17 protein-coding genes and 1 pseudogene are annotated in these 18,596 nt (G+C 71.7%); 9 read left to right on the top strand and 9 right to left on the bottom strand.

Going from position 1 to position 18,596, the window contains the following annotated elements; translation table 11 throughout:
• Positions 1 to 1,248 (top strand): SdrD B-like domain-containing protein (locus tag CCN39_RS08955; protein ID WP_279629566.1); only part of this gene is annotated, 1,248 nt, incomplete at its 5' end.
• Positions 1,249 to 1,292: 44 nt separating this feature from the next.
• On the opposite strand, the gene CCN39_RS08950 is transcribed toward CCN39_RS08955, so the two are convergent.
• Complete coding sequence (locus tag CCN39_RS08950; RefSeq protein WP_244210674.1) at positions 1,293 to 2,375, bottom strand: Dyp-type peroxidase; 1,083 nt, start codon at positions 2,373 to 2,375, stop codon at positions 1,293 to 1,295.
• A gap of 108 nt (positions 2,376 to 2,483) precedes the next feature.
• Here CCN39_RS08950 and CCN39_RS08945 point away from each other — a divergent pair, with 108 nt between their 5' ends.
• Positions 2,484 to 3,797, top strand: coding sequence for a right-handed parallel beta-helix repeat-containing protein (locus tag CCN39_RS08945; RefSeq protein ID WP_208630184.1), 1,314 nt, complete (start codon positions 2,484 to 2,486; stop codon positions 3,795 to 3,797).
• The gene (locus CCN39_RS08940) at positions 3,794 to 4,486 is read left to right on the top strand and encodes a hypothetical protein (protein ID WP_086840239.1); all 693 of its coding nucleotides are present in this window, start codon (positions 3,794 to 3,796) and stop codon (positions 4,484 to 4,486) included. Before CCN39_RS08945 ends, CCN39_RS08940 begins: the two co-directional genes overlap by 4 nt.
• A 186-nt stretch (positions 4,487 to 4,672) precedes the next feature.
• On the opposite strand, the gene CCN39_RS08935 is transcribed toward CCN39_RS08940, so the two are convergent.
• Entirely contained in the window at positions 4,673 to 5,278 is a 606-nt protein-coding gene (locus CCN39_RS08935; protein WP_244210673.1) for a GNAT family N-acetyltransferase, read from the bottom strand.
• Positions 5,279 to 5,369: 91 nt separating this feature from the next.
• Between CCN39_RS08935 and CCN39_RS08930 the strand changes: the two genes are divergently transcribed.
• Both CCN39_RS08930 and CCN39_RS08925 read left to right on the top strand, forming a co-directional pair.
• Entirely contained in the window at positions 5,370 to 5,984 is a 615-nt protein-coding gene (locus CCN39_RS08930) for a hypothetical protein (RefSeq protein WP_086840237.1), read from the top strand.
• A gap of 68 nt (positions 5,985 to 6,052) precedes the next feature.
• Positions 6,053 to 6,544: a carboxymuconolactone decarboxylase family protein gene (locus tag CCN39_RS08925; RefSeq protein WP_086840235.1), complete on the top strand. Its 492-nt coding sequence runs from the start codon at positions 6,053 to 6,055 to the stop codon at positions 6,542 to 6,544.
• On the opposite strand, the gene CCN39_RS08920 is transcribed toward CCN39_RS08925, so the two are convergent.
• Together CCN39_RS08920 and CCN39_RS08915 are read right to left on the bottom strand one after the other, a co-directional pair.
• Positions 6,502 to 7,887 carry an MDR family MFS transporter gene (locus CCN39_RS08920; protein ID WP_086840233.1) on the bottom strand — a complete coding sequence of 462 codons (1,386 nt, stop codon included), beginning with the start codon at positions 7,885 to 7,887 and terminating at the stop codon, positions 6,502 to 6,504. The genes CCN39_RS08925 and CCN39_RS08920 overlap by 43 nt on opposite strands.
• Positions 7,884 to 9,338 (bottom strand): aldehyde dehydrogenase, encoded by a 1,455-nt coding sequence (locus CCN39_RS08915; protein WP_086840231.1) that lies wholly within the window; start codon positions 9,336 to 9,338, stop codon positions 7,884 to 7,886. Before CCN39_RS08915 ends, CCN39_RS08920 begins: the two co-directional genes overlap by 4 nt.
• 83 nt (positions 9,339 to 9,421) lie before the next feature.
• Between CCN39_RS08915 and CCN39_RS08910 the strand changes: the two genes are divergently transcribed.
• A complete protein-coding gene (locus CCN39_RS08910; protein WP_086840229.1) occupies positions 9,422 to 10,009 on the top strand; it encodes a TetR/AcrR family transcriptional regulator in 588 nt (195 codons plus the stop codon).
• Positions 10,010 to 10,068: 59 nt separating this feature from the next.
• On the opposite strand, the gene CCN39_RS08905 is transcribed toward CCN39_RS08910, so the two are convergent.
• From CCN39_RS08905 to CCN39_RS08895, 3 genes and pseudogenes are all read right to left on the bottom strand, one after another.
• Positions 10,069 to 11,523: an RICIN domain-containing protein gene (locus CCN39_RS08905; RefSeq protein WP_086840227.1), complete on the bottom strand. Its 1,455-nt coding sequence runs from the start codon at positions 11,521 to 11,523 to the stop codon at positions 10,069 to 10,071.
• A gap of 169 nt (positions 11,524 to 11,692) precedes the next feature.
• A complete protein-coding gene (locus CCN39_RS08900) occupies positions 11,693 to 12,355 on the bottom strand; it encodes a lytic polysaccharide monooxygenase auxiliary activity family 9 protein (protein WP_086840225.1) in 663 nt (220 codons plus the stop codon).
• Between the two features lie 322 nt (positions 12,356 to 12,677).
• Positions 12,678 to 13,912: pseudogene (locus CCN39_RS08895) on the bottom strand (transposase).
• A 93-nt stretch (positions 13,913 to 14,005) separates the two neighbouring features.
• Here CCN39_RS08895 and CCN39_RS08890 point away from each other — a divergent pair.
• A complete protein-coding gene (locus CCN39_RS08890) occupies positions 14,006 to 14,362 on the top strand; it encodes a bleomycin resistance protein (protein WP_086840222.1) in 357 nt (118 codons plus the stop codon).
• Here CCN39_RS08890 and CCN39_RS51610 read toward each other — a convergent pair.
• Positions 14,338 to 15,168, bottom strand: coding sequence for an alpha/beta fold hydrolase (locus CCN39_RS51610; protein WP_244210672.1), 831 nt, complete (start codon positions 15,166 to 15,168; stop codon positions 14,338 to 14,340). The two genes, CCN39_RS08890 and CCN39_RS51610, sit on opposite strands and share 25 nt — an antisense overlap.
• Positions 15,169 to 15,336: 168 nt before the next feature.
• Entirely contained in the window at positions 15,337 to 17,499 is a 2,163-nt protein-coding gene (locus CCN39_RS08880; protein ID WP_086840243.1) for a choice-of-anchor P family protein, read from the bottom strand.
• Between the two features lie 262 nt (positions 17,500 to 17,761).
• Between CCN39_RS08880 and CCN39_RS08875 the strand changes: the two genes are divergently transcribed.
• Both CCN39_RS08875 and CCN39_RS08870 read left to right on the top strand, forming a co-directional pair.
• On the top strand, positions 17,762 to 18,325 hold the full coding sequence (locus CCN39_RS08875) for a hypothetical protein (RefSeq protein ID WP_086840220.1): 564 nt from the start codon (positions 17,762 to 17,764) through the stop codon (positions 18,323 to 18,325).
• Positions 18,326 to 18,348: 23 nt separating this feature from the next.
• Positions 18,349 to 18,596: hypothetical protein (locus CCN39_RS08870; RefSeq protein WP_208630183.1), on the top strand; the 248-nt coding region annotated here is incomplete at its 3' end.

The following is an 18,596-nucleotide window of genomic DNA, read 5'->3' as shown; positions in this document are numbered from 1 at the left end:
AACCCGACCCTGGACGCGGGTCTGGTCGAGCCGCGCAACCGCCTCGGTGACTTCGTGTGGATCGACACCAACGACGACGGCCTGCAGGACGCCGGTGAGCCGGGCGTGCCGGATGTGCCGGTGGTGCTGAAGGACGGCGACGGCAAGCAGCTGGCTTCCACCAAGACGGGCCCGGACGGGAAGTACCTGTTCGACGGCTTGAAGGACGGCTCCTACCAGGTGTGCTTCGACATTGCGCACCTCCCGGCGCCGGTCGCCGACTACAAACCGACCAAGCCGAACACGGGTGACGACACCAAGGATTCCGACGCGGATCCGGCTTCCGGATGCACTCCGGTGGTTCAGCTCGGCGTGGGCAAGCGGGAAAACCTGACCCTGGACGCGGGTCTGGTCGCACCACCGAACCGCCTCGGCGACTTCGTGTGGGCCGACACGAACCGCAACGGCCTGCAGGACCCGGGCGAACCCGGCGTGCCGGACGTGCCGGTGACCCTGACGGACGGCGACGGCAAGCAGGTCGGGACCACGAAGACGGGCCCGGACGGAAAGTACTCGTTCGACGACCTGCCGGATGGCTCGTACCGGGTCTGCTTCGACCGGACGCAGGTGCCCGCGCAGTACGCCGGCTGGCAGTGGACCAAGCCGAACGCGGGCGACGACGCGAAAGACTCCGACGCCGACCCCGGCACCGGGTGCGCGCCGGTCGTCAAGCTGGGACCGGGCGGGCGGGAGAACCCGACCCTCGACGCCGGGCTGGCCGAGCCGCGCAACCGCGTCGGCGACTTCGTGTGGGTCGACCGCAACGGCAACGGCCTGCAGGATCCGGGTGAACCCGGCGTGCCGGACGTGCCGGTGACCCTGAAGGACGGCGACGGCAAGCAGGTCGGGACCACGAAGACGGGGCCGGACGGGAAGTACCTGTTCGACGACCTGCCGGACGGGCCGTACCAGGTCTGCTTCGCCTTGGGCGGCCGCAAGCTGACCAAGCCGGACGCCGGCCCCGACGACACGGAGGATTCCGACGCCCAGCCGTCCGGCGGGTGCACCCCGGTGGTCACCCTGGGCCCGGCGAAGCGCGAGGACCTGAGCCTGGACGCCGGGGTGCTCACCGCGGCGGCCCCGCCGAAGGCTCGTCCGCTGCCGATGACCGGGTTCCCCGGTGACTGGCTGGCGGCATTGGGCGGCCTCGCGGTGGCCGCGGGGATCGCGGCCCTGCTGGCGGCCCGCCGGGCCCGCGGAACGCGGTGACCGTGCGGGGGTGGGCGCCGGCCGGTGCCCACCCCCGGCGCCGGTCAGGCGAGCAGTGGCCGCCCGAGCGGGGCGTCGGCGGTGAACCCGGGCAGGACCAGGAAGGTCGCCGACGCCGTTGTCGTCGCGTAGCGCAGGAGGGCGTCACCCTCGCTCATCCGGTGCTGGGTGGCCACGAAGGTGCGGAGCGCTCGCTGGAAGGAGATGAACAGCAACCCTTCCTCGGAGCTGTACCCGCGGCGCAGCATCACGCCCGCCCCGACCGTGAGCGGGTGGGCTCGCCGAACGTGCGCGTCGGCCGGGATGCGGTACTCGCCGTCCGGGGTCTTGGCGCCCAGGTCGAGTTCCGGGCCGGACAACGGTTCCGCCGTCGCCTTGCGGCGGCCGATCACCCGCTCCTGCTCCGCCACCGGCAAGGCGTGGAAGGCCGCGGTGTCCAGCCGGATCCCGCGTACCACGGCGATCGTGCCGCCGCGGACCGCCGGCGGGCCGTCCAGCCAGACGTCGGCGGCCAGCTCGGCGTCGGTCTTGGGCACCACGATGCCGTCGGCGAACCCCAGCACGTTGCGCGCCGATCCGTCCGAAGAGGACGGTCCGCGGAAGCCGGTGCGCCGCCAGCGTGGCGACAGCTCCCCACCGGCGGTCAGTTCGGTCGTCGCGAGGGCGGCGGCGAGGGGCTCGTCCGCGCAGACCTGCAGCAGGAGGTCGCCGCCGCGGTCGCGGGGTGCGTCGCCGGGGAACACCGGAAGGTCCTGCGCCCCGGGCAGATCCGGGGCGACGGCCGCGACGATCCGCGGGCCGAGCCCGGCGGTGACCGTCAGGCGCGACGGCGGGAGATCGGCGAGCGCGGGGTCCCCGCCCGCGGCCAGCGTCGCCGCCCGCCGGCCCAGTGCGGCCAGTGCGGCGGCGAGCCACGCGCGGTCGGTGCCCCGCGGGAGATCCCAGACCGAAAGGGCCACGTGCCGCTGCGGCGGCGCGGGCCGGGCGATCCCGGCCTGCTGGGGCCCGAAGGCCGCGACGACACCGGGATCGGACGCGGCGGCCGGCGCGGAACAGCCGGACAACAGGCCGGCGGCACCGGCGCCGAGCAGCACCGAGCGACGGGACAACGGGGGAGGAGTGGCCACGCGCGGATTGTGCCGCTTCGCCGTCGCGGAACCGGCGCTTGTCACTCCACCAGGTGGCATTTCGCGTCGGGCGGCCTGCGCGCGGCGGAACGCTCCTATGGTTTCGCCGTGCGTGCGCTTCCCGTCGTCCTCCTTGTCACCTTGGCCGTTGCCGGCTGTTCGTCCGCGGCCTCGTCGTTCCGGCCGGACACCGCCGGTGTCGCGACCATCCGGGTGCCGCGGGACGCGCCGACCGTCCAGCAGGCCGTGGATTCCGCGCGCCCGGGTGACCTCGTGCTCGTCTCGCCGGGCGTGTACCGCGAATCGGTGCGGATCACCGTGCCCGACGTGGTGCTGCGCGGCACGGACCGCAACCGGGTCGTGTTCGACGGCGAAGTGCGCCGCGCCAACGGGATCGTGGTCACCGCACCCGGCGTCGCGGTGGAGAACCTGACCGTCCGGGACCACGTCCTCAACGGCGTCCTCGTCACCGGGATGGCCGACGAAAGCGGCGGGCTGGCGCGGGGCAGCGACGGCTACACCCGGCTCGACCCGGCCCGGTTCCCGCCGGTGCAGGGCTTCCGCGTCTCGTCCGTGACGGCGAGCAACAACGGGCTCTACGGCGTCTACGCCTTCGACTCCCAGCACGGGGTGATCGAGCACAGCTACGCGTCCGGCAGCGCGGATTCCGGGTTCTACGTCGGCCAGTGCCACCCGTGCGACATCGTGGTCCGCGGGAACGTCGCCGAGCGCAACGCGGTGGGCTACGAAGGCACGAACGCGTCCGGGCGGATGGCCGTGGTGGGCAACCGGTTCGTCGGGAACCGGGTGGGCCTGTCGGCGAACTCGGACTACCAGGAGGCGTTCGTGCCGCAGCAGGACGCGGCGATCGTGGGCAACCTGGTGGCGGCGAACGCCCAGCCGGGCAGCCCGGCCCAGGCCGACGGCGGGTTCGGCGTCGGTATCGGGATCGCCGGCGGTACCCGGAACCTGCTGGCCCGCAACCTCGTCACCGGCAATCCCGGCGCCGGGATCGCGCTCGCGTCCGCCGAAGACCTCGCGCCGTCGGGCAACCGGCTGGTGGGGAACGTGCTGTCCGGCAACGGCGTCGACGTCGCCTATGCGGCTTCGGACCGCGCGCCCGGAAGCGGGAACTGCTTGCAGGACAACGTCTTGACGAGTACCGCGCCGGCCGGGCTCGCGGCGACGATGGCGTGCCCGGGGATTCCGGGGGCGGCGGCCGGGGTGCGTCTCGCCCTGCCGCCGGCGCCGCGCGGGGTGCCGTTCCCGGACGTGGCCGCCCCGCCCGCGCAGCCGGGCCTGCCGGACGCGGAGACGGCGTCCCCGCGGCCCGCGCGCGGCCTGCCCGGGCCGGTCGACCTGGACAGGTACCCGGTGCCGCCGATCGCGCTGCTGGCCGAGCACGCCGGGGTCAAGCCGTGAAGCGGTTGACGGCGCTGGCGGCGGTGCTGCTGGTGGTGGTGGCGTGCGGCGCGGAGGCGCCGCGGCCGCTGTCCCCGGCGGAAGCGGAGCGGCTCGCGCTCGCCCGGTTCGCCAACTACCGGTTCCGGACGGAGAACTTCACGGCCACGGTCCCGACCGGCGGCGGGGTGATCGCCCTGCGGGGCCGGGTGAACTTCGTCCAGGGCCTGGGGTACGCCGAGATGAGCACCGACGGCCGCCGGGACGAGGCATCGGGCGGACTGCTCCAGTGGACGCCGGCGGCGGTGGCGTTCCGCGGCGGCCCGGGCCAGCCGGCGACGGACCCGCCGCCCCCGGACCGGTGGCAGTACCGGCCGCTCCAGCCGGGCCCCGAGCTGGACACGGCGCTGCGGCTCGTGCTGGGGCTGGGCGCGGACCGCCCGGACAACGGGCAGCTGCTGCGCCAGAGCTCGGCTCGGTGGGTCCGCGCGGACACGGTCGGCGACGTCGCGGTCGACGTGATCGACGGCCCCCAGCCGGCCCACCCGGCGGAGTCGCCGAAGGCGGCGCGGGTGCGGTACTGGCTGGACACCGGGGGACTGTTGCGGCGGGTGGAGGCCCGGGTGGGGGACCGTCCGGACCCGGTGGTGGTGAGCTTCACCCCGGCGACGTCACCGGCGCCGGGGCCGCTGGCGGCTTTCGCGCGGTGAGGTGACGGCGGGCCGCTCAGCGGGCCGGGCGCAGGTGCTTGGCTCGCCGCTCAGCGGGCCGGGCGGAGGTGCTCGGCTCGTTGCTCAGCGGGCCGGGCGGAGGTGCTTGGCTCGCCGCTCAGCGGGCCGGGCGGAGGTGCTCGGCTCGTTGCTCAGCGGGCCGGGCGGAGGTGCTCGGCTCGTTGCTCAGCGGGCCGGGCGCAGGTGCTCGGTGCGCCAGTGGCGGCCGCGCCGGGGCGTGCGCCAGTGCCGTCCCCGCCAGGGCCGCACCGGGCCGCGAGCCGCGTTGAAAGCCGGCTGGTGCTCGGCGAACCCGGCCGCCGTCAGGCCCATCAGGACCGGGTAGCGGACCTCGCCGCGGCGCAGCTCCGTGTCGCGCGGGCGCCCCTCTTCGCGGAAGCCGAGCTCTCCGTGCAGCGCCAGCGAGGCGAAGTTGCTGCCGTTGATGCTGACCTCGCACTTGCGGTACCGCCGCAGCTCGAACATGTACGCCAGCAGCACCGTGACCGCGTCGGCGGCGTACCCGCAGCGGCGGTACTGCGGCCCGATCCCGATGCCGTAGCTGAAGTGGCCGGTGGCCGGGTCGGCCTGGATCCAGATCGAGCCGACCAGCGTCCGGTTGTGCAGGGTCTCGATCGCGAAGTGGAAGTCGTCGCCCGTCGTGTCGCGGTGGGTCGCCCAGTGGCGGTAGCCGCCGACCTGGCGGTCGGAGCCGCGGTCGAAGCCGATCAGGGTGCGGTGATCCGCCGGGCGGACCTCCCGCAACCGCACCTTCCACCCCGCCCAGCTCATCGGCGGGGATCCTACCGCCTCCGATCACCCCTCCGGGTCAGGAGGGACGTCCGGTAACGACGACCCGATCCGGGGCGACGGACAAGGCACGATGACCCTGATGCCCCTGCCCGGCCGCGCCGCGAGCGACGGCTTCCCGCGCTGCCTCGCCGAGCTGATCGAACTGTGCCGCCGCCATCTCCCCGCCCGGACGGCCGCCGCTCCCGAGGACGAGGACCAGCAGCGCATCGTCCTGCGCGGAGCGCTGGGCTACCTGGACCACGACTACCCCGAGCTGCCGGAGCCGTTCTTCGGTGTGCTCGTGCGCGCGGCGGTCCACGACCCGGACCCGAGCTTCAACCGCCAGTTCGTCGAGCCGCTCCGCGCGGCCTTCGGGACGCGCCGGACGCAGGAAGCCCTCCTCGAAGTCCTCACGACCGGGACGAACGCCGAACGCGCCGGGGCGGCCCGTGCCTGGTACTGGGCCACGCTCGAGACGCTCGACGACGTCCAGGACCGCTGGAACCGCGCCGCGCTGCGCGAGTTCGTGGCCAACGAAGACCTCGACGTCCGCCGATGTGTCCTGCCCCAGCTCACGCTCGACCCCGCCGACTACCCCGCCGAGCTGCACCCGCTGGTCGCCGAGGCCGTGCACCTCGCGCGGACCCACTCCGACGACTACCTGCGCCACCGCGTCGAACTCCAGGTGGCCGATCCGGAGGACTGAGTGTCACAAGCTCCGCCCCGCCGGTGTCTCGAGGTCGTTCCGACCGACGACAGAGTGAGGACGAAGCCATGGACACCCGCCTCGACCTGTTCCGCACCGAGACCGGCACCCGGCTGGGCAAGCGGTTCGCGAGCCTCGGGCAGGTCATCGACCGATCGCCGCTGCCGAAGCTCACCCGGGAACTGGTCAGCCTGCGGGCCAGCCAGATCAACGGGTGCGGCTGGTGCCTCGACATGCACGCCAAGGAGGCCGCGGCGGCCGGGGAGTCGGCCGTCCGGCTCGCGCTCGTCGCCGCCTGGCGGGAGTCGACGGTCTTCACCGAGGCCGAGCGGGCCGCGCTCGCGCTGGCCGAGGAGGGCACCCGGCTCGCCGACGCCGCCGAAGGCGTGTCCGACGAGACCTGGGCCCGGGTGTGCGAGCACTACGACGACGAGCAGGTCGCCGCGCTGGTCGCGCTGGTCGCCCTGATCAACGCCGCCAACCGGCTCGCCGTGATCGTGCACCAGAAGGGCGGGTCCTACGAACCCGGGCTGTTCGCCGCCTTCGCCGAAGAGCGCTGAGCGGGAAGCAGGGCGGCGAGGACGGTGCCGAGCACGACCACCGGGGTGAGCGCGAGGAATGCGCCGCCGATGTGCCCGGCCACGTCCTCGCCGAGCAGGCTGCCGAAGACGGCGACCCCGAACGCGGCGCCGATCGAGCGGGCGAAGGTGACCACCGCGCTCGCGGCCCCGATGTCGGACGGCGCCACCGCGTTCTGCGCCGCCGTCAGCGCCACCATCGGGACCATGCCGATCCCGACGCCGGTGACGGCGAAGTACGCGATCAGCGCCGGCTGCGTCGTTGCCGGCGCCAGGGTGCTCAGCAGGAGCAGCCAGGCGACGTTCAGCGCCATGCCGGTCACCAGGACGGCCCGCAGGCGGCCCGGCGAAGCGACCCACCGCCCGGCCAGCGACTGGCTGACGACCAGCCCGAGCACGAGCGGCAGCAGGTGCACCCCGGAGAGCGTCGCCGAGACGCCGTCGACGACCTGCAGGTACGTCGGCAGGTAGACGAGGACGCTGAACATCGCGACGTTGGCGACGAACCCGACGGCCGCCGCGACGACGACCGTGCGGGAGGCGAACATCGCCGGCGGCAGCACCGGTGCCGCCGCGCGGCGCTCGACCGGGACCACCAGTCCGATGAGGACGATCGCGGCGGCTGCGAGCGCCAGGGTGCCCGGTGACGTCCAGCCCCAGCGCGGGCCGAAGGAGGTGATCAGGACCAGCGCCGTGGCCGCGCCGGCCAGCAGCAGCGCGCCGGCGTAGTCGATGCGGGCGGCGGGCTTCCGGACCGTCGTGGGCAGCGCGCGTGCCGCGAGCACCACGGCCACCAGCCCGACCGGGACGTTGATCAGGAACGCCCACCGCCACGAGAGGTGGTCGGTGAACAGGCCGCCGAGCAGCGGGCCGGCGATGCTCGCGACGCCGTAGACCGAACCGAACCGGCCCTGGTAGCGCCCGCGCTCGGCCGGCGCGGCGATGTCGCCGACCAGCGCGAACGTCAGGACGATCAGCCCGCCGCCGGCCAGGCCCTGCAGGGCCCGGGCGGCGATCAGCTGGAGGAGGTCCTGCGCCAGGCCGCACAGCGCGGACGCGACCAGGAACGCCGTGGTGGCGGCGAGGTAGAGGCGCTTGCGCCCCAGCATGTCGCCGAGCTTGCCCCACAGCGGCGTCGCGGCGGTCGAGGCGAGCAGGTAGGACGCGGTGATCCAGGCGATGTCCCGGAACCCGCCGAGGTCGCGGGCGATCCGGGGCAGGGCGGTGGCGACGATGGTCTGGTCCAGCGCGGCCAGCAGGACGGCGAGGAGCAGCGCCGTCATCGCCGGCCGCACCGCGGGTCTGGCGGGGGTGTCGATGCTCATTTCGCTTCCGGAACGGTGATGGTCTGGTATTCGGTGTAGGTGCCGAGCCCGACGGCGCCGTACTCGCGGCCGAGGCCGCTGGCCTTGAACCCGCCGAACGGGCCGTCGAAGCCGATCGGTGCGCCGTTGATCGTGACCGTGCCGGTCCGCACGCGGCGGGCGACGGCGAGCGCGTGCGCCGGGTCCGCCGACCACACCCCGCCGGACAGGCCGTATTCGGAGTCGTTGGCGATGCGGACGGCGTCGTCCTCGTCGTCGTAGGCGATGACGACCAGGACCGGGCCGAAGATCTCCTCCTGCGCGATGCGCATCGAGTTGTCGACGTCGGCGAACAGCGTCGGCGTGACGTAGTTGCCCTTCTCCAGCCCCGCCGGGACTTCCGGGCCGCCGGTGACGAGCCGCGCGCCCTCTTCGACGCCGAGGCGGATGTAGTCGAGGACGCGCTGCTGCTGGTCGCGGCGGATCATCGGGCCGATGAACGTCCCGTCGTCGGCCGGATCGCCCACACCGAGCGACTCGATCAGCGCCTTTAAGCCGGCGACGACCTCGTCGTAGCGGCCGCGCGGGGCGAGGATGCGCGTCTGCGCGATGCACGATTCGGCGTTGTTGAGCAGGGAACCGAACTTCACGCCCTGGATCGCCGCGCCGAGGTCGGCGTCGGGCAGGATGATCGCCGCCGACTTGCCGCCGAGTTCGAGGCTGACCCGCTTGAGCTGCTCCCCGGCCAGCGACGCGATGCGGCGCCCGGCGCGGGTGGATCCGGTGAAGGCGATCTTGTCGACGTCCGGGTGCTTGACCAGGTGCTCGCTGGTCTCGCGGTCGGCGGGCAGCACGCTGATGACGCCCTCGGGCAGCCCGGCCTCCGCGAGCAGTTCCGCGAGGAGGTTCATGCTCAGCGTGTTCTCCGGCGAGACCTTGAGCACGACGGTGTTGCCGGCCAGCAGCGCGGGGATGATCTTGGCCGAGGCCGAGGAGAACGGCGAGTTCCACGGGATGATCGCGGCGACCACGCCGATCGCCTCCCGGCGCACGACCGACCGGAACGGCGCGCCGGGATCCGACGGCTCCAGGGTTTCTTCCCAGCCGAACTCCTCGGCTGCCTTCAGGTAGGCGTTGGCCTGGCGGGCCAGGCCGGGCTGGCCGGCCTTGGTGAACCAGAGGGCGGAACCGTTCTCCGCGGAGATGAGCGCCGCGATCTCGTCGGCGCGCTTCTCGCGCAGCGCGGCCAGCTTGCGGACGACGGCGATCCGCTCCGCGGGCGAGGTGCGCGGCCACGGGCCCTCGTCGAAGGCCTTCCGGGCGGCCGCGACGGCGCGGTCGATGTCCGCGGGCAGCGCCTGCGCGGCGCGCCCAATGACCGAATTGTCGTGCGGGGACCGGATGTCCAGGAGCTCGGGGCTGCTCGGGGCGGTCCACGTGCCGCCGATGAAGAGGTGCTCGTAGGTGATCACTGCTGGCTCCCTAGGTCGATCTGTCACACCAGCGTAGCACTTAACTGCCTCACTCATGTGGCAGTTGCTGCTAGGGTGGGAGAGTGAGAGCCGACGCCGCACGCAATCTCGAACTGCTGCTGACCACGGGCGCCCGCATGCTCGCCGAAGACCCGGCCACGAGCATCGCGGCGATCGCGGCGGAGGCCGGCGTCGACCGCCGGACCGTCTACCGCCGGTTCACGAGCCGGGAGGAGCTCCTGGCCGCGGTCTACCAGGCCCGCTTGGACGCGATCGAAGCGGCGATCGAGGCCGCCCGGCTGTGGGAGGCGCCGGTCCCGGAGGCCCTGCGCCGGTACGTCCAGGAGATCGTCAAGGTCAACCGCACCTGGCCGACCGACGTGAGCCGGATGCGCTCGGACCCGGAGATCTGGGCCCGGCGGCAGCGCGCGGTCGATGAGGTCGACCGGTTTCTCAAGCGGGCCACCGCCGAGGGCTTCCTGCGGACGGGGCTGCCGCCCCGCTGGCCGGGCAGCGTCCTGGGGTCACTGTTGCGGCTGTCGACACAGGACCTGTCGGTCCTGAACGACGGCCTGGCCGCGGACGTCATCGTCGACACGTTCCTGCGGGCGTTGGGAACTCCTTCGGCGATCTCGGCCGCCCGCTCGGCTTCTTCGGGCGAAGCGGGCTGATCCGGCGTCGCGGGCGACCCGGACGGGACCGGAAATCCGGCCCCGTCCGGGTACGGTGCTCAGCCGGCGGCGACGATGCGCCACCGCTGGTTGGCGCTGCTGCTGTCGCCGTACTGCCCCAGATCGGCGCCGCTTCCGGTGCGGCCCATGCCGTCGAGGTACAGCCCGGTGCTGCTGTTGCGGATGCGGACGTTGTTCGCGTCGGTCACCACCGACCACTGCTGGTTGCCGCTGCTGCTCGCGGAGTACTGGGTTGCCGCGGCGCCGTTGGTGGTGCGGCCCCCGCCGTCGAGGTAGAGGCCGGTGGCGCGGTTCTTGATCCGCACGCGGTTGCCGGAGTTCTCGATCACCCACTGCTGGTCGGCGCGGCCGGGGTCGGCGCTCGCCTGGCCGGCGGCGGAGCCGCTCGCCGTCCGGCCCAGCCCGTCGATGGACAGGCCGGTGGCGGCGTTGACGATCCGGACGTACGTGCCGCCCCCGGTGCCTTCGCCCCACGCGTACCGCAGCCTGGTCAGCCCGCTGGGGTTGGACAGCGACAGCTTGATGCCCGGGCCGGTGCCGGCCTTGGTCGTCATGCTGTACCAGTCGCCGTCGCGCAGGCCCGGCCAGTACACGCTGCCGACGCCGAGGCTCCGCATCTTGCCGCTGACACCCCGGATGTAGTCGGCGAAGAACGACCCGCTCGGGATGCTGTAGTCGAGCGTGTCGTAGTGCACGCCGTTCTTGCTGCCGGGCGACATCGGGCCGCCCCACTCGGTGACGACGGTCCGGTCCGCGTACGCGCCGATGTAGCCGCCGAGGTGGTCGGCCCACTCGGTTTCGCTTTCGTAGCCGGCGAAGAACGAGTAGTCGTGGGCCGCCAGCAGGGTCCCGTCGAGCCGCCGGTCGCCGCCGACCGCGGGCACGTTCTGGGCCAGGCCGGCGCCGTCGAGGATCACCCGGGTGCGCGGCACGCCGGGGTACCGGGCCAGCCAGCCGTTGTAGAAGTTGTTCAGGTCGGCGGTGCCGAAGCCGTGCGGCTCGTTGATGACCTCGAAGTAGGCGTTCGGGTTGCTGCCGTACTTGGCGACGACCTTGTCCCACATCTGCTGGAACCGGCCGGTGTCCGGCGGTTTGCCGCCGGTGTAGGCCCAGTAGGCGAGGATCACCTTGCCCTTGGTGAGCGCGGTGTCGATCGCGCCGGTGTAGGTGCCCCAGTAGTCGGAGACGGTCGGCTCGTTGATCGGCAGCCGGACCGTGTCGGCCCCGGTGATCGAGTACAGCTGGCCGACGACCTGGTTCGCCGTGGTGGCGGCCGAGGAGTAGGTGTCGGAGGCTGTCAGCCCGGACACGTAGAGCACGCCGTTGACGAAGTTGTCCCGCGTGTCGGCCCAGTTGACGCCCTTGAACCCGGCAGTGGACGCCTGCGCCTGCGGCGGGACGGCGGCCAGCAGCCCGCCGGTGAGCGCGGTCAGCGCCAAGAACCGTGCCGCCTTGGACAACGTCCTGCGGAGCACGGAGTGGGTCGGTCTCATCGGTTCGTTCCTTCCCGGATCCCTGCGCAGCTTCGAGACATTGGGTAACACCTCGCCCGGGGAACCGGCCAGGGTTCCGAAGCGAAACGCTCATGATCGGTCAGGAAAGAACACGGCGGGGCCGCATTGAACAGCGGTGCCGCTGTTCAATGCGGCCGTCGAATGCGCCTTAGCCGAAGTTCACGTCACTGCACCACATGTACGTCTGGTCCTGGTGCGAAGCCTGCCAGATCGTGAAGACGACGTGGTGCCCGCGGTAACCGCCGGAGGTCTGGACGTTGAAGGTGATGTCCTTCGCCGGGGCGTAGCGGCCGGTCTGCGTCACCTGGTCCAGGTTGCCCCAGCCGAGGCGCTGGGTGGTGGGGTCGTAGCCGTTCTTGCTGACGTAGACCCGGATGAAGTCGGCACCGTGGCTGGCCTGGTCGTAGAGGTGCATCGAGAAGGTGCTGCCGACGGTGGTGGTCCGCCACTGGCCGGGGGTGTTCAGGGAATTGTTGCGCGCCAAGGCGTTGCTGCACAGCTGCCCGTCGGGCGTCGCGCCCTGGAAGTTGCCGTGCAGCCCGTCCCGCAGGGCGCTCATCCAGTTCCACATGGTGTCGGCGTTGGCCTGGAAAGCCGCCCAGCACATGGGATCCTGCTGCTGCATGGCGGGGTTCGTGTGCTGGCTGCCCCAGTCCTTCCAGCACTGGTAGGCCCGGGTGGCGGGGCCGACGATGGTCCCGTGCGCCGAGGCGGTGGGTACCCCGACGAACAGGCAGGCCAGCCCGGCGACGACGAGGGCGATGAGCCCCCGCCGTCCGGTGCCGGATCCGGAGAAGGTGCGCCTACGCATGGATGAGCCTCCATTCTCGGAAGAACGTGCGGTTCATGTGGGAGCGCTCCCAGGGTGGCAGCAGTTTATTCTCGATCCGGACAAACGTCAACCAAACGCCGGGCTGGAATTGTGGTTATTCCCCACCGGGGTGTTCCGTTTTCGAAAAGAACGGAATCCGCGCCGAAACTTTCGAGGCCGCGGTTCGGCGGGAGTGACGTTCCGGCCTGGCGGGCGACGGATCCAGCCGGGCGCGCGGCGCGCCCGGCCGGGCGGTGGGCAGGAAGTGTCCCTCGGACCCGGTCCGAGGGGCACTTCGTGGTGTGGCCTGACTTGGCTCAAATTAGTGCGCACCGCGGTCGTGGATGCGGGTGAGGGCATCGCGGAGGTCGTCGGGTAGCGGGTCGACGGCGGTGAGGGTGTGCTCGCCGGCCTGGATGTTGATGGTGCGGTAGCGGCGGGTGGTGCGCACGAACTTCTTGATCGACCAGCCGGCGGTCTGCTCGATCCACCTGCTGACGGCCAGGGCGGCGAACACGACCGTCAGGTGCGCGTCGATCGACTCGCGCTTGTGGTGGTGGATCGGCCGCGCACGTAGGTCGGCTTCCAGGGTCCGGTTGACACTCTTGGTGGCGCCGGTGAGCTGGATGAACCGGTTGCGTTTGACCGCGGTCTTGCCGGCGACGGCCTGCTCGGCCTTGGCGACCTGTTCGTCGATGCCGTGCAGGGTGCGCCGAGCCCGGTCCGCCCGGTACTGGTAGTAGATGATCTGGTCGCGGCGCTGGTCCTTGGGGCCGGCAGGCCAGGGCTGGGTGAAGATGTGCCCGTCGGGGATCTGCTCATCCGGGTGCTCGTGGCGCCACGCCTGGACCACGTACGGCACGTCGGGTATCCGCGCGCCGAGGATGAACGACAACCCCATCAACGGAAACCCGCTTGCGTCGGTGAGCAGCCCGATCGTGATCTGCGGCTCCAGGCGGCGTTCTTCGGAGAACCCGGGCTCACGGAACCCGTCCCCGGCATCGGTCTCGAAGTACAAGGTGGACACATCGTAGAGAACCAGTGACGCCGGCCCCAGATCAGCGGTGCGGGCGCGCGCCGCGGCCAACTTCTGCCGCCAGGACTCTTTCGCGAACGCGGGCAGACGCCGCTTGAGGGTCGCGTACGCCGGCGGGGCGAAACCTGCCTCCTCGACCACCCGCAGACTGTCCAGCTTGGTCGGCTCGACGATCCGTGCCAGCACCAGTGATCGGAACACCTCGTCACCACCAGCGGCCTCCTCGAACCCAACAGCTGGTAGGCGTGGCCGAGCGCGTCCCACAGGTACCCCATCCGCGACGACGTGATCGCAAGCGGCCCACCACCAGCACCACTGCCGGCCTGCAACGCCGCGAAGTCCGGGCCGAAGTCGAGCTCGGGCTGCCCCACAGCCAGACGCTGCCTCGCCACCGCCTTGAACGCCTCCAACGCCGCATCGTCATGCGCCGAGCCGATGTGCTCGATGTCCCGCGACCCGCGACGCGAGGAGTGCACGATCTGCACCGCCCTGGCCCCCGACGCCGTCTTCACCGTGCGCAGATTTTCGCCGTTCACACGACGAAACCGCAGCTCAACAGCCAGCACCCTACCCAAGATCAGCGATCTTGAGCCAAAGTCGGGTAAGGTGACGGAATGGTCATGCGGGTGGCGATTCCCGTGCTGCCGTGCCGAGATGTGCAGGCAGCGCGGTCGTACTTCACGGACGCGCTCGGATTCGACACCATATTCACCTGGGAGACCCCACCCAGCTACGCGGCCGTGATCCGCGACACCGCCGAGTTCCACCTGTACGCCGAAAGCAGCGTCGGCCCGGCCAGGGTGACGGTTATCGTCGACGACGTCGATTCCTGCCACGACGAGCTGCGCGCCCGCGGCGCCGACATCGTCGAGCCACCGGCTGACCGGCCCTACGGGATGCGCGACTTCAACGTACGGACACCCGATGGGCACTTGTTGATCTTCAGTCAGCCGCTTACCGAGCACGGGTGACCATCAGCGGACCAGCCGGAAGAATGACCGGACCTCGTCGACGAACAACGCCGGCTGCCCGCCCTTGCCGGGCTCGTTCCAGTACCGGATGTTCGGGAACCGGCGCTCCGCCCACCGCCGAGACGGGCGCTGCAGCTCCTTGGGGAAGACCGAACAGCCGGTGGGTACGGTCCCGGCGCGCCGGCCGACCCGGAGATCCATTCGTTGACCTGCCGGAGGCTTTCCCAGTACAGCCGGGCGGATGAGGCACCGGTGCCGGGCAGCCAGTAGAGCATCAGGTTGTCGAGCAGCTCATCCCGGGTGATAACCCGATGCAGGTCGCCACCGGAGTCGGTCCACGACCAGAACTTCTCGACGATCCAGGCGCAGAGGGCGGCCGGCGAGTCGACCAGCCCGTAGCCGACCGTCTGCGGCCGGGTCGACTGCCGCGCCGAGTAACCGGAGCCCCATTCGTCCGCCTCCCGCAGTGTCGCGAGCGCCGCCCGCTCGGCACCGGTGAGGTCGTCCAACGTGGTCGGATCGGGCGGTGCGAGCGGCGGCATGAGATGGATGCCGGCGACCCGATCGGGTTGCCGTTGACCGATGCTCGTGCCCCAGTCGCTGCCCTGGGCGCCGAACCGCCGGTAGCCGAGCCGGGCCATCAGCTCGCACCACGCGTCGGATATCCGCTCGATCCCCCACCCCGGCGCGGCCGGCTTGTCGCTGAAGCCGTAACCGGGAAGCGATGGGCAGACCCCTGGAACCGGCCGCTCAGTGCGCAGATTTTCGCCGTTCACACGACGAAACCGCAGCTCAACAGCCAGCACCCTACCCAAGATCAGCGATCTTGAGCCAAGTCAGGAAGTGCCCCTCGGACCCGGTCCGAGGGGCACTTCGTGTGTGGTTCGTTCGGGGCGGTTGCCGCGAACGGCGGCGAGCAGGCCGGCCCGCCGGCCGGGCAGTGCCCCTCGGACGGGTCCGAGGGGCACCACCGGCTAGGTGCAGTTGTGCGAAGCGCTGACCGACGAACCGACGGTGATGTCGACCAGGTTCCCCGTCAATCCCGGCAGCACGATGTGCAACGCGGTCTCGGCGAGCCCGAAGTCGGCGTCCGGCACCGGTTTCTGCTCGTTGACCACGATCCGGCCGCCGCCGGCCAGGGGGATCGTGCTGTTCGGCTGGGTCGGCACCGTCACCTGGGCTCCCGCGATCTTCAGCGTCATCGTCGCCGAGCCGGTGGCGGCGGTGCACGTGCTGGCCGACGTCGCGGTGAGGTCGGCGATGTCGATCACCGGCAGGCCCGGCAGTCCCACGTGGACGTCGTCGACGTGGACGGTCGACGAGATCGTGCCCGGCTTCAAGGTGGTGACGACCTGCGGGCACAACGCGTGCGCGTTGACCACCAGGACGCCGATCGAGGCCGTGCACGGTGTCGTCGTCCGCGAGGCCGTGGCCGTGCGGATCGGGCCGGTGTCCGGGGCCGGCCCCAGTTTCAGCGGCAGCAGCGGCAGGTTCACCGACGCGTCGAGCCCGATCGCCCGCCCCGTGTAGTACTGCAGCCGGGCCTGGGCCGCGTCACCGGACGGCAGGTAGAACGCGTCGCCGGCGAAGGCCGCTCCGACCGGTACGGTCGCGGTGTCGTTCAGCGGCTGGTCCGCCGACGGGATGTCGCACTGCGCGGTACCGGCGCTGTCCGTCGTCGCGTCGCAGGCCTGCTGCGTCGCGCCCTGGCCGAGCGTGAGGTGCACCGCGCGGCCCGGGAGGGGGCCGGTGAGGCGCCCGTTCTCGGTCAGCACGGCGGCCAGGTGGGCGGGCTCGCCGTTGGCGATGTGCTTGGTGCCCGTGTAGCCGAGTTTCGTCGGCGCCTTCGTGATGGTGAACGGCACGCTCGTGGAGCTCGGGAAGAAGTCCGCCGTCCCGCCGTAGCCGACGCGCATCGTCGCCGCGCCGGGCGTGTCCGTGATGTCCATCGGGCACGACGCGGTACCGCTGGGGCTCACGCCGGCGACGCAGCTGCTGCGGCCGAGGGTGAAGGTGACCAGGCCCGCGCCCACCGGCCTCCCCTCGCTGGTGACCTTGGCCGACGCGACGACGGCGTCGTGGTAGGCCGCCGTCGTCGGACCGGTGTAGCCGACGCTGGTCGCCTTGCGGACCGGCGGCGGGGGCTCGTTCGGCGGCCCCAGCTCGAGCCCTTCGTAGTACGGGTAGAACGAGGCCGCGAGCCGGGCCCGGCTGGTCCCGCTGTTCGCCGCTTCGATCTTCTGCCGGCAATCGGGATCCAGGCGCGTTTCGCAACGCCAGTAGAAACCCTGCGCGAACGGGACCGTCAGTTTGTACTGGCCGCTTTCCAGATCGGTGCAGTCCTTCGCGCTGCGGTGCCAGTGGAACAGGATGTTGTGCCGGTGCGCGCCGTAGTTCGCGTACATCACCTGGCCTCGGGGAATAATTGCGTGGAAAGGCAGTTCGACGGTGTAGGTCATGTCGTGCACGACCCCTTCGGTGATGCTGCCCGACGCGGACGCCTTGAACTGCCCGACCGCGAATTCCGCGCCGACGGTGGCGGTCGTGGACGCCGTGATGTGCGTGCCGACGCCCTTCGTCACCTTCCAGTCCCACGGACCGGCGAGGCCTTCGGTGCTCTGCTGGGTGTCCTGGATCTTCGTCCAGTCGTCCTCGAGGACCTGGTCGATCTTCATCGTCAGCGGGTCGGGATCGCAGACGCCGTCGGTCAGGTGCGTGTCCCAGAGCTGCGAGTCGAGGCCGATCGGGGCGTAGGCGTGCACCGAGTGCTCGTCGAGGGCGGTCACGGCCAGCAGCGTCTTCCGGTTGCCGACGACGTGCTCGCCGCCGCCACCCCACTGCTGGTACTCGCCGTTGTTGCACTCCAGGGTGTAGACGTCACCGGCGTCGTTGCTGTCCAGGCACCGGCCGGTCTGGACGTTGACGAGCGTGTGGCCCACCGCCTCCCAGTGCTGGAAGTAGTCCCGCGCGCCACACGGGTTGAGGTAGACGTTCCCGTTGTAGTCGCTGTCGAGACAGTTGTGGTTTTCGCGGTTCACGATGGTGGCGACCACCGCATCCCCGATGGCGTTGTCCGAAAAACCGGCCGCGGCGGCCGGTTGCACGATGATTCCGGAAAATGTCAGCAATGCGGCCATGACGACGGCCAAGGAAAAGCGTTGACGATGGAACAATTCCACTACCCCCTAGTGGCTGTTGTTCGGCAAGCGCACGACAGTCGACTGCGTGCTTGATCCCCCATGCGCCCCCTGCCGGGCCCCTCGTCCGGCAATACCAGGCAACGCGCGCGTTCGCCAACGGTCAACACGGTTCCGCTCCTACCACCCGGATGGACCAGCGGGCCTGCCCCGGATGCCGCTCGGTTAGGCTGCCGGTGACCAGGACATCGGGAGGGGACCGATGACAGAGGCGGTGGCGGGGCGACGGCGGTGGCTCCGGTGGGCGGCGCCCCTGGCCGTCGTGGCGCTCGCCGCCGCGCTCGCGGTGACCTGGCGGCCGTGGCTCGACCCGTGGTGGCCGGGACGGCACGAAGCGGCGTCGCTGCCTGCCGCGTGTCCGCAACTCCCGGGCCTCGCCGCGGGAACGCCGGCGCATCTCAGCGGACCCGGTGCCGTCGAAGGAACCGACTGCGTCTGGAGCGGTCCGCCGGCGGTCGAGGCGCGGTATTCGCTGTACCGGCGAGCCGGGAACAGCAGCGGTACCAAGGAAGCCGAACGCGAAGCCGCGTCGCGGGTCACCCGGAACCAGGGGCCGTCCGCGGGGCTGACGCTCGGTGCGGACACCCCGGTGCGCGGGCTCGGCGACGAGGCCCGGATCAGCACGCACGGGAGCCTGGTCGTCCTCGTCGCCCGGAAGTCCAATGTGGTCCTGGTCGTGGACTGCACTTCCGCCGGGGGCAACGGAACGGCGGCCGCCGTCACCGGTTACGCGCGGACACTCCTGGACTCGATCGAGCTTTCCTGACGCCTGCCCGCTAGGGTTCCGTCATGAGTCTCCCCTCGGCTTCCTTTCGGGACCTGGCTGCGGCGCAGGGGTTTCCCGCCGAAGACGTCGAGCGGTGGGCAGCCCTCGCGCGGCCCTGCGCCCGGTTGGCGCCGGACGGGGACGGGCCGGTGGCGGGCCGGTTCGGCGGCCCGCTGCTGCTCTCGGCCGACGTCCCCGATCCCGCCCACCCCTACGTCGCCACTCTCGACTTCTCGGCCCTGCCCGCCGGCGTGACGGACCTGCCCCTGCC

It is taken from the genome of Amycolatopsis kentuckyensis (assembly GCF_002155975.1).
In the GTDB taxonomy this organism is placed as follows: Bacteria; Actinomycetota; Actinomycetes; order Mycobacteriales; family Pseudonocardiaceae; genus Amycolatopsis; species Amycolatopsis kentuckyensis.
The sequence above is the reverse complement of the archived record's forward strand: the minus strand, read 5'-3'. Positions and strand labels throughout refer to the sequence as shown.

Excerpts from the sequence above, each read along its gene's own strand:
- CCN39_RS08935 (WP_244210673.1), bottom strand. The coding sequence starts at position 5,278 with ATGAGCTGGGCGGGGTGGAAGGTGCGGTTGCGGGAGGTCCGCCCGGCG.
- CCN39_RS08930 (WP_086840237.1), top strand. The coding sequence starts at position 5,370 with ATGACCCTGATGCCCCTGCCCGGCCGCGCCGCGAGCGACGGCTTCCCG.
- CCN39_RS08925 (WP_086840235.1), top strand. The coding sequence starts at position 6,053 with ATGGACACCCGCCTCGACCTGTTCCGCACCGAGACCGGCACCCGGCTG.
- CCN39_RS08920 (WP_086840233.1), bottom strand. The coding sequence starts at position 7,887 with ATGAGCATCGACACCCCCGCCAGACCCGCGGTGCGGCCGGCGATGACG.
- CCN39_RS08905 (WP_086840227.1), bottom strand. The coding sequence starts at position 11,523 with ATGAGACCGACCCACTCCGTGCTCCGCAGGACGTTGTCCAAGGCGGCA.
- CCN39_RS08900 (WP_086840225.1), bottom strand. The coding sequence starts at position 12,355 with ATGCGTAGGCGCACCTTCTCCGGATCCGGCACCGGACGGCGGGGGCTC.
- CCN39_RS08890 (WP_086840222.1), top strand. The coding sequence starts at position 14,006 with ATGGTCATGCGGGTGGCGATTCCCGTGCTGCCGTGCCGAGATGTGCAG.
- CCN39_RS08880 (WP_086840243.1), bottom strand. The coding sequence starts at position 17,499 with ATGGCCGCATTGCTGACATTTTCCGGAATCATCGTGCAACCGGCCGCC.
- CCN39_RS08875 (WP_086840220.1), top strand. The coding sequence starts at position 17,762 with ATGACAGAGGCGGTGGCGGGGCGACGGCGGTGGCTCCGGTGGGCGGCG.